General features: G+C 63.2%; 14 protein-coding genes and 2 tRNA genes. 7 read left to right on the top strand and 9 right to left on the bottom strand.

What is annotated here, in order from left to right; all coding sequences use genetic code 11:
* Positions 1-49: 49 nt before the first annotated feature.
* The gene (locus DM872_RS19095; protein WP_041770386.1) at positions 50-376 is read right to left on the bottom strand and encodes an Arc family DNA-binding protein; all 327 of its coding nucleotides are present in this window, start codon (positions 374-376) and stop codon (positions 50-52) included.
* A 501-nt stretch (positions 377-877) separates the two neighbouring features.
* Here DM872_RS19095 and phnN point away from each other — a divergent pair.
* Positions 878-1,462: a phosphonate metabolism protein/1,5-bisphosphokinase (PRPP-forming) PhnN gene (phnN, locus tag DM872_RS19090; RefSeq protein WP_179060951.1), complete on the top strand. Its 585-nt coding sequence runs from the start codon at positions 878-880 to the stop codon at positions 1,460-1,462.
* Between the two features lie 60 nt (positions 1,463-1,522).
* Here the strand turns inward: phnN and DM872_RS19085 are convergent, their stop codons facing one another.
* Positions 1,523-1,990, bottom strand: a complete 468-nt coding sequence (locus DM872_RS19085) for an Lrp/AsnC family transcriptional regulator (RefSeq protein ID WP_179060950.1) — start codon at positions 1,988-1,990, stop codon at positions 1,523-1,525.
* 200 nt (positions 1,991-2,190) lie between these two features.
* Here DM872_RS19085 and DM872_RS19080 point away from each other — a divergent pair, with 200 nt between their 5' ends.
* From DM872_RS19080 to DM872_RS19070, 3 genes are all read left to right on the top strand, one after another.
* The gene (locus tag DM872_RS19080; RefSeq protein ID WP_179060949.1) at positions 2,191-5,658 is read left to right on the top strand and encodes an indolepyruvate ferredoxin oxidoreductase family protein; all 3,468 of its coding nucleotides are present in this window, start codon (positions 2,191-2,193) and stop codon (positions 5,656-5,658) included.
* A 109-nt stretch (positions 5,659-5,767) separates the two neighbouring features.
* A complete protein-coding gene (locus DM872_RS19075; RefSeq protein WP_179060948.1) occupies positions 5,768-6,820 on the top strand; it encodes a Glu/Leu/Phe/Val dehydrogenase in 1,053 nt (350 codons plus the stop codon).
* Positions 6,821-6,927: 107 nt separating this feature from the next.
* Positions 6,928-7,004, top strand: a tRNA-Arg gene (locus tag DM872_RS19070).
* A gap of 179 nt (positions 7,005-7,183) precedes the next feature.
* Here DM872_RS19070 and DM872_RS19065 read toward each other — a convergent pair.
* The 5 genes from DM872_RS19065 to DM872_RS19045 all read right to left on the bottom strand — a co-directional run bounded on the left by DM872_RS19065 (position 7,184) and on the right by DM872_RS19045 (position 10,140).
* The gene (locus tag DM872_RS19065; protein ID WP_179060947.1) at positions 7,184-7,687 is read right to left on the bottom strand and encodes a hypothetical protein; all 504 of its coding nucleotides are present in this window, start codon (positions 7,685-7,687) and stop codon (positions 7,184-7,186) included.
* 99 nt (positions 7,688-7,786) lie between these two features.
* A tRNA-Gly gene (locus DM872_RS19060) sits at positions 7,787-7,860 on the bottom strand.
* Between the two features lie 97 nt (positions 7,861-7,957).
* Positions 7,958-8,839: an alpha/beta fold hydrolase gene (locus tag DM872_RS19055; RefSeq protein WP_179060946.1), complete on the bottom strand. Its 882-nt coding sequence runs from the start codon at positions 8,837-8,839 to the stop codon at positions 7,958-7,960.
* A gap of 396 nt (positions 8,840-9,235) precedes the next feature.
* Positions 9,236-9,928, bottom strand: coding sequence for a pseudouridine synthase (locus DM872_RS19050; RefSeq protein WP_179060945.1), 693 nt, complete (start codon positions 9,926-9,928; stop codon positions 9,236-9,238).
* The gene (locus tag DM872_RS19045; protein WP_179060944.1) at positions 9,928-10,140 is read right to left on the bottom strand and encodes a cysteine-rich CWC family protein; all 213 of its coding nucleotides are present in this window, start codon (positions 10,138-10,140) and stop codon (positions 9,928-9,930) included. The genes DM872_RS19050 and DM872_RS19045 overlap by 1 nt, the downstream gene beginning before the upstream one ends.
* 265 nt (positions 10,141-10,405) lie before the next feature.
* On the opposite strand from DM872_RS19045, the gene pcsA reads away from it, so the two are divergent.
* From pcsA to DM872_RS19030, 3 genes are all read left to right on the top strand, one after another.
* The gene (gene pcsA, locus DM872_RS19040) at positions 10,406-11,128 is read left to right on the top strand and encodes a phosphatidylcholine synthase (RefSeq protein ID WP_179060943.1); all 723 of its coding nucleotides are present in this window, start codon (positions 10,406-10,408) and stop codon (positions 11,126-11,128) included.
* A 229-nt stretch (positions 11,129-11,357) separates the two neighbouring features.
* Positions 11,358-11,798, top strand: coding sequence for a carboxymuconolactone decarboxylase family protein (locus tag DM872_RS19035; protein WP_179060942.1), 441 nt, complete (start codon positions 11,358-11,360; stop codon positions 11,796-11,798).
* 7 nt (positions 11,799-11,805) lie between these two features.
* The gene (locus DM872_RS19030) at positions 11,806-12,225 is read left to right on the top strand and encodes a cupin domain-containing protein (protein WP_179060941.1); all 420 of its coding nucleotides are present in this window, start codon (positions 11,806-11,808) and stop codon (positions 12,223-12,225) included.
* A 340-nt stretch (positions 12,226-12,565) separates the two neighbouring features.
* Here DM872_RS19030 and DM872_RS19025 read toward each other — a convergent pair whose 3' ends face one another.
* The gene (locus DM872_RS19025; RefSeq protein ID WP_179060940.1) at positions 12,566-13,828 is read right to left on the bottom strand and encodes an OprD family porin; all 1,263 of its coding nucleotides are present in this window, start codon (positions 13,826-13,828) and stop codon (positions 12,566-12,568) included.
* A gap of 87 nt (positions 13,829-13,915) precedes the next feature.
* The gene (locus DM872_RS19020; RefSeq protein ID WP_179060939.1) at positions 13,916-15,688 is read right to left on the bottom strand and encodes an acyl-CoA dehydrogenase C-terminal domain-containing protein; all 1,773 of its coding nucleotides are present in this window, start codon (positions 15,686-15,688) and stop codon (positions 13,916-13,918) included.
* Positions 15,689-15,722 lie beyond the last annotated feature (34 nt).

Raw genomic sequence — 15,722 nt, 5'->3', positions numbered from 1 at the left:
GGCATGAAAAAACCGGCAATCGCCGGTCTTTCATTCAATGCGGGTGGCCTCAGGATTCCTCTGCCGCCAGTTCCGCATCGTGGGCGATCAGGGCAACCAGGGCATTCTGCTGGCGCCGGGAGAGCTGGCGGAAACGCTGCAGCAGCTCGCGCTCGTGCAGGGTCAGCTCCGGGCTGTCCAGGCGCATGGAGACGCCTTCGTCCAGTGCGCCTTCCTGGAGCATGCTCTGCTCCAGGCGGGCGATTATTTCGGAGTTCATGCTGCGATGGTGATTGCGGGCCACGACAGCGATGCGCTCTCGCATACCCTCGGGGAGGCGAACGACGAATTTGTCAGCCGTGCGACTGGAATAGATAGCCTGTTTCATAGGGCGCATACATTCAACCGGTTAGTTCAGGAAAGCGATGCTGGCAATGAGCTGCAAGATTGTCACCGGTTTGACTGTTCTTAGCAGCAATTGTTCAACCAGTTTCGCGATTCGAGTCGGTATGACCCTAAGGTCGGAAAAACGTTTCCTTGACGTCAAATTGGTGTCAGATTGTGATCGTAATAGAGGCTTTTGGCCAGCACCAATTGTCCGAATTGCGAGTGGCTGAACACTTTCCAGACAATTCCCAAAGGCCGATTCCACCGCTCTATAACCATCATTGACCACAGTCCGACAGCCGCATTGCCCCTCGAAGCCCCATTCAAGGTCCATGAAGGCAGGATGATGCTGTCTGGCCATCATGTTTAAGGGTAGCTGCAGTTGTCAGACCATGCCCTGTGCAAAAGAATCCTTTGCGCTGTCATGAAAGCGGTTCAAAATTTTCATCTGTGATTTGCTTCGAATTCCGGCCGTGATCCATGGCCATTTCCCATTCCTCCAGGTGCACCCATGAAAGGCAGGCTCATCTACCTGATAGGCCCTTCCGGTTCCGGCAAGGACAGCCTGCTCGATGCCGTGCGAGAGCAGGCGGGCGCGCAGGGCTGCCGCGTAGCGCGCCGGGTCATCACTCGTTCTGCGGAAGCGAAAGGAGAGCTTGCCGAGGCGGTCAGTCCCGAAGCTTTCGCTGAGCGCGAAGAGCGCGGCGACTTCGCCATGAGCTGGTACGCCAATGGACTGTCCTACGGCATTCCCCGCCTGATCGACGATTGGCTGGAAGGAGGCGACGACGTGCTGGTCAACGGCTCCCGTGGCTACCTGCCCGAAGCTCGTCGGCGCTACCCGCACCTGCTGGCCGTGCTGCTGACGGTTGAAGACGAGGTACTGCGTCGGCGTCTGCATGCTCGCGGCCGTGAGTCGGCGGAGGAGATCGAAGCCCGCCTGGCCCGCAACACCGGATTCGCCGACACCCTGTTGGCCGGTGAGAACGACGACCTCTGCCTGCTGGACAATTCCGGCTCCATCGCCGAGACCTGCCAGCGCCTGCTGCGGCTCATCGAAGAGCACCGGCCCGTCGCCTGGCCCGACTCGGCCTGAGCCCTAGGAGCCTATTTACGATCTGCTGCGCGTCGGCCCTGCGGCGCTAAAAAAAGGTCCTCAATCCAACGGCAGCTCCGTGGTGCGCTTGACCTCGCTCATGGCGATGTTCGAGTGCGCCTCCAGCACATGGGGTCGTTGCAGCAGTTGATCCCGCAGGAAGCGTTCATAGCTGGCGATGTCCTTGGCCACCACTTTCAACAGGTAGTCCGAGCCGCCGGCCATGGTGTAGCACTCCAGCACTTCCGGATAGCCGACGATGGCCTCTTCGAACTCGGTGAGGTTGTTGCGGCCGTGGGCGGACAGCTTGATGTTGACGAACACCGTGATCGAGAAGCCCAGCAGTTTCGGATTGAGCAGGGCCACCTTGCGTTCGATCAGTCCTTCCTCCTGCATGCGATGAATCCGCCGCCAGCACGGTGATTGCGACAGCTCAACCCTTTCGGCCACTTCGGCGGCGGAAAGGTCGGCGTCGTGCTGCAGCAGGCGCAAAATCTTGCGGTCGATGGGGCTCAGAGGGTTTTGCATGAGTCAGTCCGAAATCTTGTTTTTGTTGGAAGGATCATGCGCAAGTCTGGCGTTGGAGCCCGAAAATAGAAAGAAAAAATCAGCACTGTCCGGTCATAGTCTTGGCACGCGTCCGACGCAGCGATCCTGCTTCGGACTGAACACAAGATGGCACTCACCGTTGCCATCAAGGTCGCCATAAAAATAAAAGGAGCGCCTGCATGTCTCTGGCCGAGATCCGCCTGGATGACAAATACCGCCTCGAAACCGGTCACCTCTACCTCACTGGCACCCAAGCACTCACCCGCTTGCCGATGCTGCAGAAGCAACGTGACAAGGCCCACGGCCTGAACACCGCCTGCTTCATCTCCGGCTACCGCGGTTCGCCCCTCGGCAACCTCGATAAGAGCCTCTGGGAAGCCAAGTCCTTCCTCAAGGAAAACCACGTCCACTTCCAGCCCGGCGTCAACGAAGAACTGGCCGCCACCGCCTGCTGGGGAAGCCAGCAGACCAGCCTGTTCCCCGGTGCCCGCTACGACGGTGTGTTCTCCATGTGGTACGGCAAAGGTCCGGGTGTGGATCGCTGCGGCGACGTCTTCAAGCACGGTAACTCCGCTGGCGTATCGCCTCATGGCGGCGTCCTGCTGCTGGCCGGCGACGACCACGGCTGCAAATCCTCCAGCATCGCCAACCAGAGCGAGCACGCCTTCATCGGCGCTTCCATTCCCGTGCTGAACCCGTCCAACGTCCAGGAAATCCTCGACTACGGGATCATCGGCTGGGAGCTGTCGCGTTACAGCGGTTGCTGGGTGGCGCTCAAGACCATCGCCGAGAACGTCGATTCCTCCGCCGTGGTGGAAGTGGACCCGCTGCGCGTTGATGTGCAGATTCCTCAAGACTTCGTCCTGCCGGAAGACGGCGTGCACATCCGCTGGCCGGACCCGCCCCTGGCGCAGGAAAAGCGCCTCAACATGTACAAGATCTACGCCGCCCGTGCCTTCGCCCGCGCCAACAACCTCAACCAGGTGATGCTCGACTCGCCCAACCCGCGCCTCGGCATCATCACCACCGGCAAGTCCTACCTCGACGTGCGCCAAGCCCTGAATGACCTGGGCCTGGACGAAGAGCTGTGTGCCAAGGTCGGCCTGCGCGTGCTCAAGGTCGGCATGAGCTGGCCGCTGGAGCCCGTCTCCGTCCACGAATTCGCAGAAGGCCTGGATGAAATCCTGGTGGTGGAAGAGAAGCGCAGCGTCATCGAGGACCAGGTTACTGGCCAGCTCTATAACTGGCCTGTGGATAAACGCCCGCGCGTCGTGGGCGAGTTCGACGAAGAGGGCACCTCGCTGCTGCCCAACCTCAGCGAACTGACCCCTGCCATGATCGCCCGCGTCATCGCCAAGCGCCTGGCGCCGATCTACTCCAGCGAGCAGATCGAATCCCGCCTGGCCTTCCTCGCCGCCAAGGAAAAAGCCCTGGCCGCGCCCAAGCACACGACCACCCGCACGCCGCACTTCTGCTCCGGCTGCCCGCACAACAGCTCCACCAAACTGCCCGAGGGCAGCCGCGCCCAGGGCGGTATCGGCTGCCACTACATGACCCAGTGGATGGACCGTAACACCGACACCTACACGCAGATGGGCGGGGAGGGTGCCACCTGGATCGGCCAGGCCCCCTTCACCGATACCCCGCATATCTTCCAGAACCTGGGTGACGGCACCTACTTCCACTCCGGTCAACTGGCCCTGCGCGCGGCCGTCGCCGCCGGGGTCAACATCACCTACAAGATCCTCTACAACGACGCGGTGGCCATGACCGGCGGCCAGCCCATCGACGGCGAACTGCGCGTCGACCAGCTCAGTCATCAGGTCTTCGCCGAAGGCGTGAAACGCATCGCCCTGGTCACCGACGAGCCGGAGAAGTACCCGACTCGCGATACCTTCGCGCCCATCGTCACCTTCCACCATCGCCGCGAACTGGATGCCGTGCAGCGCGAGCTGCGCGAGTTCAAGGGCGTGTCGGTGCTGATCTACGACCAGACCTGCGCCACCGAAAAGCGTCGCCGCCGCAAGCGCGGCAAGCTGGTGGACCCGGCCAAGCGCGCGTTCATCAACCCGGCCGTGTGTGAAGGCTGCGGCGACTGCAGCGTCAAATCCAACTGCCTGTCCGTGCTGCCGCTGGAAACCGAACTGGGCCGTAAGCGCCAGATCGACCAGAACGCCTGCAACAAGGACTTCTCCTGCGTTGAAGGCTTCTGCCCGAGCTTTGTCACCGTGCATGGCGGCAGCCTGCGCAAGCCCGAGGCCGCCGGTGCCAAGGCGCTCTTCGTAGCGTTGCCCGAACCGCGCCAGCCGAGCCTGGAGCGTCCCTGGAACATCCTCCTGCCGGGCGTTGGCGGCAGTGGCGTGACCACCGTCGGCGCGCTGCTGGGCATGGCCGCTCACATCGAAGGCAAAGGCTGCACCGTCCTCGACCAGGCCGGCCTGGCGCAGAAGTTCGGCCCGGTGATCACCCACATCCGCATCGCCGCCAAACAGGACGACATCTACGCCGTGCGCATCGCCGCTGGTGAGACCGACCTGCTGCTGGGTTGCGACCTGGTGGTGGCGGCCAGCGAAGAGGCCCTGGCCAAGCTCAACGACCGAATCGCCCACGCGGTGGTCAACAGCCATGAGGCCGCGACCGCAGAATTCACCCGCAATCCCGATGCCCAGGTGCCCGGCCAGGCCATGCGCGACGCGCTGGCAGAAGCTGTCGGTAGTGCCAAGACCCACTTCGTCGACGCCACGCGCCTGGCCACCCGCCTGCTCGGCGACAGCATCGCCACCAACCTGTTCATGCTGGGCTTTGCCTATCAGCGCGGCCTGGTGCCGATCTCTGCCGAAGCCATCGATAAAGCCATCGAACTCAACGGCGTGTCGGTCACCCTCAACCGGCAGGCGTTCCTCTGGGGTCGCCGCGCCGCCCACGACCTCGTGGCGGTGGAAAAGCTGGCCAAACCGGCGGAAGTGGAAGCACCGCGTTGCGAAACCCTGGAAGAAATCATCCAGCACCGCGCCGATCACCTGCGTGCCTACCAGAACGCCGATTACGCCGAGCGCTACCGCGCCCTGGTGGAGCGTGTGCGTCAGGCCGACAGCGGTGAAGACAAGGCCCTGAGCCGCGCCGTTGCTCGCTACTACGCCAAGCTGCTGGCCTACAAGGACGAGTACGAAGTGGCGCGCCTCTACAGCGCCGATGCCTTCCGCAAGCAGCTCGAAGCCCAGTTCGAGGGTGACTTCCACCTGGAGTTCTACCTGGCGCCGTCCTGGCTGGCCAAGCCCGACCCGGTCACCGGCGAACCGCGCAAGCGCCGCTTCGGACCCTGGATGCTCAAGGCCTTCGGTGTGCTGGCGCGCTTCAAGTTCCTGCGTGGCTCCGCCTTCGACCCCTTCGGCCATAGCGAGGAGCGCAAGGTCGAGCGCGAGCTGATCGCCGGGTACGAGGCCACGGTCGACCTGCTCATCAAGGAGCTGAAGCCGAGCAACTACGCCGCCGCCGTCGCCCTCGCCGAACTGCCGGAGCAGATCCGTGGTTACGGCCCGGTGAAGGATCGCGCCCTGGCCAAGGTCCGCGAGCAGGAGAAGCAGCTTCGCGCCCGTCTCACCGCCAGCGAAATTCAGGTGCTGCACCTGTTCGATCCGGCTGCCTGAACCCAATTACGCCCCCAGACCTCCCCCCTTTCCCGCATACGGGAGAGGGGCCGGGGGAGAGGGCGCTCTTCGACTTGATACACATCTCTACCGAAACAGAGGTACCTCCATGTCCGTCTTCACCCATGTCGAGTTCGATCATCACGAGCAGGTGGTCTTCGGCCACGACAAGGCCACCGGCCTCAAGGCCATCATTGCCGTCCACAACAGCAACCTCGGCCCGGCCCTCGGCGGCTGCCGCATGTGGCCCTACCTGAACGACGAACAGGCCCTGCGCGATGTGCTGCGCCTGTCCCGTGGCATGACCTACAAATCCGCCCTGGCCAACCTGCCGCTGGGCGGCGGCAAGGCCGTGATCATCGGCGACCCGCACCGCGACAAGAGCGAAGCGCTGTTCCAGGCCATGGGCGATTTCGTCGACAGCCTGGGTGGCCGCTACATCACCGCCGCCGACTCCGGCACCGGCGTCACCGAGATGCGCATCATGGCCGAGCGCAGCCGCCACGTGGCCGGCGCCGGCACCCGCGAAGCCCTGGGTGGCGGCGTGCGTGACGGCAACCCGTCGCCGTCCACCGCCTACGGCACCTTCGTCGGCATCCGCGTGGCAGCGAAGCACCGACTCGGCCGTGACGACCTGACCGGCCTGCGCGTGGCCATCCAGGGCGTTGGCCAGGTGGGCTTCAGCCTGGCGCAGTACCTCAAGGAGGCGGGCGCCCAGCTTTGGGTCTGCGATATCCACGAAGCCAACGCCCGTAAAGCCGCCGAGCAACTGGGCGCCCAGGTAGTGGGGCAGAACGAAATCTACGGCCTCGATGTGGACGTCTTCGCGCCGTGCGCCATGGGCGGCATCATCAACCCGCAGACCCTCGAAGCCCTGCGCGCGCCCATCATCGCCGGCGCCGCCAACAACCAGCTGGCCGACGCGGGCCTGGCCGAGGAGCTGCGCCGTCGCGGCACCCTCTACGCACCGGACTACGCCATCAATGCCGGTGGCATCATCGACGTCTGGTACGAGCGCAGCAACGGCAGCGAAACGGCGCTGCGCCAGCATGTCGAAGGTATCGGCGAGACCCTGCGGGAAATCTTCGTTCGCGCCGACAGCGAAGGCCGCACCACCACCGCCGTGGCAGATAGCCTGGCCGAAGAACGCTTCGGCCGCTGAGGTGAAGGCCTCGCGGGACACTGGTCCCGCGAGGCATGACAAAACGCACGGACGTCGCTAACATGCCGCCCGTCCTCCGGACCTCGCCAGCAATTGGCGAGTGCCGCGTCCCAGTAGCTCAATTGGATAGAGCATCCCCCTCCTAAGGGGAAGGTTGGTGGTTCGAACCCACTCTGGGACGCCATATATTCCGCGGCTTCCAGCCGATTCTCCTGCCGGCGATCTTCAATCCTACCAGCAGCGTACCAGCAGTTTTTACCTGATCCGGTTTGGGTGCGCTCGCATGCGCGTAACCATCGCCCGGCCACTTGCTGAGCTGGTGCAGTGCTTCGAGCAAAAAGGCCGTGCGCCAACGAGCACGCTTCAGGTCTTGCGTTCCGAGCGGAACCCCCCAAGTTTTGAAGTCGAGAAGCATCTGGCTGGCGCCGGGTTTGCTGAGTGGCGCGTCCAGGGCGGCGAAATACTGCTCGCCGTCTTTGAAGGCCACCGGCCGCAGGCTTTCCAGAATCTCCAGGCGGTGATAGCCCGCCGTGAAGGGCTGAAGTGCCAACTGCTGCGGGGGGGCAGCGAGCCGAGGGGCAGGTCCAGCGAGTGCAGCGCCCGGTAGTTCAGGGTGCGCAGCTGTTCCAGTTGCTGCAGCACCTGCTGCGCACTCAGGCCGGGTGCCTTCGCCACCAGCTTTCCAAAACCGGCATTGAGTTTCTCGGCGAGTTGCTTGGCGGTCTCGTGGTGCGAGCCGAGCGACCAGCGCACGGCCTTGGGCAGGCCCGGGATCTGGCTCATCGATTTTGGCAGGGCGAAGTAGTACTGGAAGCCGACACCGGAGGTGAAGACCAGATGGGGGATGCGTTGCGTGGGTTTAGACATGGGTAAGTCCTCAGAAATGGAATTTCTTGGACTGACAGCTACCCATTTGCCTCAAAGCCGTCGCGGAAGGCCCATGCTAGAGCGGTTCCGTGAGGATTATGGAGCGGGCGAAGGGAATCGAACCCTCGTCATGAGCTTGGGAAGCTCAGGTAATGCCATTATACGACGCCCGCGAAGGGTGCCCTTTTTACCAGAAGGCGCGGGCGAGGTGAAGCCCGGGGCAGCCACAAGTTACTGAAAATACTTGCGCCTGTCCGGGCGGCCACGCGTTCAAACGGCTACTGCCTGGTAGTCGGCAACCTGTGGGCGAGCCATGCCCTTGGTGGCCGGAGTCTTGAGGAAGCCCAGCATGGCTTGCTGGGTCTGCAGCCAGGCGGCCTTGGTTTCGACGTCGACGAAGTGGCCGGCGTTGTCGATGGTGGCGAACTGGCAATCACGCACGTGCTTGGCGAAGTGGCGGGCATCCTCTGCGGAGGTGTACTCATCCCGGTCGCCATTGATGAACAGCAGCGGGATGTCGACATTGGCCAGGCAATCCACGTAGCAGCGCGAATCCATGTTCAGCACCTGGCACACGTGGTGGTGCATCTGCAGGTATTCGTGATCGTCGAGGCTGCTGCAGTGCTTGTGGTTGAAGCGCTGGTACAGGCTCGGCAGGTATTTGCCGATGGTGTTGTTGACCAGATGGCCCACGGCGTCACGATCGATGGCGGACAGGCAATCCAGGCCACGGTTGAGGTAGTCCATCATCGGCGCGTTGAGGATGGGCGAGAAGGAGGTGACGATGGCCTTCTTGATCCGAGCCGGGCACTGGGCCAGGGCGAGCAGGGCGGAAACGCTGCCCCACGAGAAGGACATCAGGTAGTCCACCCGGAAGTGCTCGATCAGGTGGAGGAGGATGTCGGCCTCGGTCTCCTTGCCGATGAAGCGCGAGTTGTCGTTATGCGGCTTGGATTGGCCGGCATAGGGCTCGTCGAAGAGCACCACGTTGAAATGCGGTTGCAGGTATTTCACTGTCTGCGCGAACGAGGCGGTCGTCGACAAGGAGCCGTTGACCAGAATGATGGTCTCCCTGGCTTCCGGGTTGCCGTAGAACTCCGTGTAAACCTTGTACTGGCTGTGAATCTCGACGATGGCGGTTTCCGGCCTCATGTCGTTTCCTCCTGGCGCAGATGGGTCATGCGGGCCCTCTCAACGGCTTGGTCCGCTCTAAGTCTTGGCAGTAGGAAAACGCCTTTCGATGACAATCGAATGTCAGGCGGGAATTTTTAAAATTCTTTATTTATCAAGCGGATAGGTCGAGAAAAGACGAGGTAGTCCGGCGCTTTCAGGGCACCGAACGAGTCTTCTAACCAGGCAGGGAACCTACGAGTGCAGAGCACAGGAGACCGCAGGGAACGCTTAGACGGTCGGCGTGACTCTTTGGTCACGCTCTGACCTTGGGTTCGATTTAAGCAGGCCATGATTTCACTCGCAAGCGTATTGAAAGGAAAAATTCTTGCAGTTCGTCGGGTTATTCGATCCCGATGTGACTCACGAGTGTTCTAGCTAAAAGCAGGCCACTTCCGCGGCGGTGAGCGACCGGTAGTCGCCTGGCTGCATGTGGGCGTCAAGCTTCAGCGGGCCGACGCTCTCGCGGTGCAGGCGTACGACCTTGTTCTGGAAGTGACCGAACATGCGCTTGACCTGGTGGTAGCGGCCTTCATGGAGGGTCAGCCGGGCTGCACGGGGGGCGAGGATTTCCAGCTGGGCGGGGAGGGTGGTCAGCCCTTCATAGGCGAAATAGAGCCCCTGGGCGAAGATGTCGATGTACTCCGCGCCGATGGGTTGCTCGGTTTCCACGTAGTAGACCTTGGGCTGCTTGCTGCCGGGCAGGGTGAGCCGGCGCGACCAGAGTCCGTCGTTGGTGATCAGCACCAGGCCCGTGGTGGTGAGGTCCAGGCGTCCGCCCAGGTGCAGCTCGTGTTTGTCGGGCTCGTCCAGCAGGTCGAGCACCGTCGGATGCTCCGGGTGCTCGGTGGCGCTGACATGGCCGGAAGGCTTGTAGAGCATGAAGTAGCGGGCTGGCTTGCCGGCCTGGAGCAGGCGATCGTCGAGCTCGACGCGGCTGAATTCCCGGACCTCGACGCGGCTGTCGGTAACTGTTTGGCCATCCACTCGAATCCGACCGGCGGCCAGCAGCAGGCGCGCATCGAGACGGCTGAATTCCGGGAAATTGCTCAAAAATCGATCAAGGCGCATCAGCTTGGTGCATCGGGTGGCAACGCGCGCGCGCAGCGGGGGCAGAGGCAGGTGCGGTCGATGTCCTGCGGAGGAATCCTGTCGATCACAGCCGGGTCGATCTTTGCGTCGAAACACCAGCATGCCTCGCCACTCCTGGCAGGATCAGCCTGGGTGCACTGGTTGCTCTGGCCGCAAAGTGGGCAGCGGGTGGGATCGGATGGGGCGCTCATGGCAGTCGATCAGGTTGGAAAGGGCGCAAGGGTGCCGCCTTGGGATTCGGGCTGCAAGTCCGCGCCGATGGGGGCCGTTTTTCGGATGATCGCGCCGCCGACCGGTATTGCCGTCTGGCGCGGATGACCTAGGCTCGAATATGCAAGGTGAAGATGTCTGAAAACGACATGGCCGGCTTCACAAAACTCTGAAGGCATTTGAGAAGCTAACGCATAATCGCGGTCTATCGATTCTGTCGCCCACCATTTAGAGCAGAGCTGCCTCGTGTCCACCAACATAAGTGTCGTCAATAAAGCCAAGGCCTGGTCCGCTCACGGTGTCACTGCCACCGGCGTTGTGCTGGCCCTGATGGCCATTCTCGCCCTGTTCGACAACCAGCCCCGCGATTGCCTCCTCTGGCTCGGCGCCGCCCTGCTGGTAGACGGTCTGGATGGCACCCTCGCCAGGCGTGTACAGACCAGCACCATGCTGCCCAATTTCGACGGCTCGACCCTGGACCTGGTGATCGACTACCTCACCTACGTGTTCATTCCGGCCATCTTCATCTACCGCTACATCGACCTGCCGGAGCACACGGCGCTGGTGGCGGTGAGCCTGATCCTGGTGTCGTCGCTGTTCTGTTTCTGCAATCTGAACATGAAGAGCAGCGATAACTACTTCGTGGGATTCCCCGCTGCGTGGAACGTGGTGGCGCTGTACATCTGGATCATCGATCCGCCGGCGGTGGTAAGCCTGCTGCTGATCTGCGTCCTCGCAGCGCTGACACTGACCAAACTGAAGTTCCTCCACCCGTTCCGGGTACGCAAGCTGATGCCGCTGAACATCGTGGTCACCTTCGTGTGGATGATCAGCAGCATGCTGCTCATTCTCCAGCACCCGTTCTACAAATCCCTGGTGCTGGGCATCTGGTGGCTGGCCTCGGCCTACTTCGTGGGCATCTGCCTGTGGCGCAGCCTGCTGGACTGGACACACAAGCTGAAAGCCTGACCGTATTTTGTAGGGGCGATTTCAATCGCCAATGGCTGCACAGCTGCCACGGCCAAGCCCAAGCGCCGAACCTTCGGTCCGGTTGGCGAATGAATTCGCCCCTACAGGTGATCTGCGACCGCCTGATTTATCAGGATTGGCCTCCCCGTATTCAGGCCAATTGGCCGTAGGTCAAAGACACCGCCAGCAGTAGTTTGGAGGCATCCCTTCCCACCCTGAGGATGCCCCGATGACACCCCGCCTGGATTTCTACGCCGCCTCCCCCGATGCCCTCAAGGCGATGCTCGCCCTGGATGCTGCGGTGAGCAAATTGCCGCTGGAGAAGCCGCTGCTGGAGCTGGTGAAGCTGCGTGCATCGCAGCTCAACGGCTGCGCCTTCTGCGTCGACCTGCACAGCTCGGATGCCCGCAAGCGCGGGGAAACCGAGCGCCGTCTCTATGCGGTGGCAGTCTGGCGCGAGAGCCCCTTCTTCACCCCGCGCGAGCGTGCCGCCCTGGCCTGGACCGAAGCCCTGACGCGTCTTTCTGAAACCCACGCCCCGGATGAGGACTACGCGCAGCTGGCCGCCGAGTTCAGCGAGCGCGAGCAGGTGGACTTGACCGTGGCAATCAGCACCATCAATTCCTGGAACCGGCTGGCAGTCGGTTTCCGCAAAATCCCGAGTGAGTGAGGCCACCATGCGCAACCTGAAGACCTTGAGTGTGCTGGCCGCCGGCCTGGCACTGTTGAACGTTCCGTTGGCCTATGCGCACGAAGCGGGCGAGGGCCAGGAGCAAGTCACCATCCTGCAGGATCACGAGTTGCTCAATGCACCTGGCAAGCAGGCGATCCTGCTGACCGTGGACTATGCGCCGGGGCAGCGCTCCGTGGCTCACAGTCATGCGGGTTCGGTGTATGCCTACGTGGAGGAAGGGGAGGTGATCTCCCAGCTCAAGGGCGAAGAAGCCAAGCACTACAAGGCGGGCGAAAGTTGGTACGAGCCCGCTGGCAGCGTCCACCTGCAATCGCGCAATGCCAGCGACTCCAAACCGGCGAAGCTGGTGGTGTGGATGCTGAAGGGCCCGAAGGAAGCGGTTCTGGACCCTTACAAGCAGTGATGGTGCTTGGCTGCCGGGACGCGCGTTCGTTGGGCTTCGCGTAGCTCAACCGCAACCTGCGTGTAGGTGGGTGCTGCCGGGAACGCCGTAGGATGGATGCCGTAGGTCGATCGAAATACGCAGCACAGCTTCTGTGTAGGAGCGAGCTTGCTCGCGAAAGGTCTGACTCGGAAGGTTCGCGAGCAGAACTCGCTCCTACAGGTGCAGCGGGTTAGCCGGGTGCCGGGGTTGGCTCGGAGCGTTGTGATGTAGGAGCGAGCTTGCTCGCGAAGGGTCTGGCTCGGAAGGTTCGCGAGCAAGCTCGCTCCTACAAATGCTGGCGGGATGCCACGGTGACCCCTTACCAGAGCGGCAGGGTGTAGCTGAGGATCAGGCGGTTCTCGTCGAGGTCGTTGCCGAAGTTGGTGGAGCGTACCGTGGCGTTGCGCCACTTCACGCCGAGGTTTTTCAGCGGCCCGCTCTGCACCACGTAGGCGATGTCGGTGTCGCGTTCCCACTCCTTGCCGTCCTCGCGACCGGCGCCCAGTTCCACGCCGTCGCCGCTGAGGTAGCGGGTCATGAAGGTCAACCCCGGAATCCCCACGGCCGCGAAGTTGTAGTCATAGCGCGCTTGCCAGGAGCGCTCCTCGCGGTTGGCGAAGTCGCTGATCTGCACGAAGTTCACCAGGTAGGCGTCGCTGCCGTTGACGTAGGCGAAGCCGGTGTCGCCGCTCATGTGCTGGTAGCCCAGGCCCAGGGCGTGGCCACCGATACCGTAGGTGAACATGGCGCCGAAGGCCTTGTTGTCGACGTTGCTGCCGCCCTCGTCGGTAGAGCGGGCGAAGCGCAGGTCGCTCTTCAGGCTCTGGCCATCGCCGAGTGGCAACAGGTGGTTCAGGCTCAGGTAGTGCTGGCGGTAGAAGTCGTCCAGGCGGCCGAAGCCGTAGCCGGTGGTGAGGGCGTCGTTCCACTTGTAGCTGAGGTTGGCGAAGTCGAAGGCGTCGCTGGTGGTCTGGCGGGCGCGGATGTTCTTCACGCCCACCGTGGTAATGCTCATGTCCTCGTAATCGGAGGAATCGCGCTGGTTCACCTGGCGCAGGCGGCCGGCGTCGAAGGTCAGGCCGTCGATCTCCAGGGAATTGAGCTGGCCGCCCTCGAAGGTCTGCGGCAGCAGGCGCGAATCGTTGGCCAGCAGCACCGGCAGCTTGGGCATCAGGGTGCCGAGCTTGAGGGTGCTCTTCGAGGCCCGCAGCTTGGCGGTCAGGCCCAGCTCACCGTACTCGTCCTGGGCGCGTTTGGGTGCTTCGCGATCTCGCTTGAGCAGGCCGGAGCCGGCGCGGTCGGGGCTGGAGTCCAGCTTCACGCCCAGCAGGCCGATAGCGTCCAGGCCCACGCCGATGCTGCCTTCGGTGAAACCCGACTCGTAGCGCAGGAGGAAGCCTTGCGCCCATTCCTCGGCCTTGGCCTGCGGCGCGGCGTGCTGGCGGAAGTCGCGGTTGAAGTAGAAGTTGCGCAGCTCCAGGCTGGCTTTCGAATCCTTGATGAAGTCCGCTGTGGCGGTGCCGGATAGACCGAGGGCGCCGCCGGACAGCAGTAGGACGGTGGTGAGGGGATTACGGGTCATCATGATTCCTCTTGTTGTTGTTTTTTCAGGTACAGCGGAATAAAAGAGCGCGGCCCAAAGGAGCCCAGGCCGCGCCACGCTCAAACGTCAGAACTGTTCGCTGGAAAGACCGAAGAGCGGCTCGGCGCCAGCGCGGATGCTGGCCTCCAGGGCGAGGGTGCGCGGCAGTAGGCGGCGGAAGAAGAACTCGGCGGTGGCCCGCTTGGCACCGTAAAAGGCCTCGTCCTCGGCTTGACGCGCCTCGGCTACGGCAGCCATGCGCGCCCACAGCCAGGCGTAGGCCACATGGCCGAAGAGCTGCAGGTATTCCACCGAGGCCGCACCCACTTCGTTGGGGCTGCGGCTGGCCTGGGCCAGCAGCCATTCACTGGTGCCTTCCAGGCGCCCGAGTGCTTCCAGCAGCTCGGCGGAGTAGGGCGTGGCAGGTTGGCTGGCGAAGGCGCGCACCTCGGCGCAGAACAGCTTGAGCGCGGCGCCGCCATTGGCCACTACCTTGCGACCCAGCAGGTCGAGGGCCTGGATGCCGTTGGTGCCTTCGTAGATCTGCGCGATGCGTACATCGCGCACCAGTTGTTCCTGGCCCCATTCGCGGATGTAGCCGTGACCACCGAACACCTGCTGGCCGAGCACGCAGCTGTCCAGGCCGGTGTCGGTGAAGAAGGCCTTGGCCACCGGAGTGAGCAGGGCCACCAGGGCCTCGGCGCGCGTGCGTTCGTCGCTGTCATCGGTGTACTTGGCCAGGTCCAGTTGCTGGCCGACATAGCAGGCGAAGGCGCGGCCGCCCTCGGTCATGGCCTTCATGCTGAGCAGCATGCGGCGCACGTCGGGGTGATGGATGATCGGGTCGGCCACCTTGTCCTGCGCCACCGGGCCGGTGGGTGCGCGGCTCTGGATGCGCTCGCGGGCGTAGGCCACGGCGGCCTGGTAGGAGGCGTCGGCGCAGCCAATGCCCTGGATGCCGATGGACAGACGCTCGTAGTTCATCATGGTGAACATCGCCGCCAGGCCCTTGTTGGCTTCGCCGATCAGCCAGCCCCTGGCGCCGTCGAAGTTCATGACGCAGGTGGCCGAGGCCTTGATGCCCATCTTGTGTTCGATGGAGCCGCAGGACACGGCGTTCTGCTCGCCGAGGGATCCGTCCGCACTGACCATGACCTTGGGCACCAGGAACAGGGAGATGCCTTTCGGACCAGCCGGCGCGTCCGGCAGCTTGGCCAGTACCAGGTGGATGATGTTCTCGGTCAGGTCCTGCTCGCCTCCGGTGATGAAGATCTTGGTACCGGTGACGCGGTAGCTGCCGTCGGCCTGGGGTTCGGCCTTGGTGCGGATGATGCCGAGGTCGGTACCAGCCTGTGGTTCGGTGAGGCACATGGAGCCGGCCCAGCGTCCTTCGTACATCGGGGGCAGGTAGGTCTGTTTCAGGTCGGCACTGGCGTGGGCGTCGATCGCCAGGCAAGCGCCGGAGGACAGCGCGGAATACAGGGCGAAGCTGGAGTTCGCGGCGTAGAGCATTTCCTCGAACTGCACGGCAAGCATCTTCGGCATGCCCAGACCGCCGAAGTCGGGATTGCCGGAAAGCCCTACCCAGCCACCTTCGATGTAGGTGCCATAGGCCTCCTTGAAGCCCGCCGGGGTGCTGACCATGCCCGCATGCCACTGCGCGCCTTCTTCGTCGCCGCTGCGGTTGAGCGGGGCGATGAGCTGCCCGGTGACCTTGGCCGCTTCTTCCAGGATTGCGTCGGCGGTATCGGCATCGACCCGTTCGGCCAACGCAGGCAGGCGCGCCCAGAGGGACGGGGCGTCGAAGACCTCATGCAGGACAAAGCGCAGGTCGCGCAGCGGGGCGTTGTATTCGGGCATGGTGAGGAACCTCTGTTACGGCGATTGCGGGAAG

This window comes from Pseudomonas taiwanensis, from assembly GCF_013393345.1.
In the GTDB taxonomy this organism is placed as follows: Bacteria; Pseudomonadota; Gammaproteobacteria; order Pseudomonadales; family Pseudomonadaceae; genus Metapseudomonas; species Metapseudomonas resinovorans_C.
Note: the sequence above shows the minus strand (reverse complement) of the source record. Positions and strands in the feature narration are given on the sequence as shown.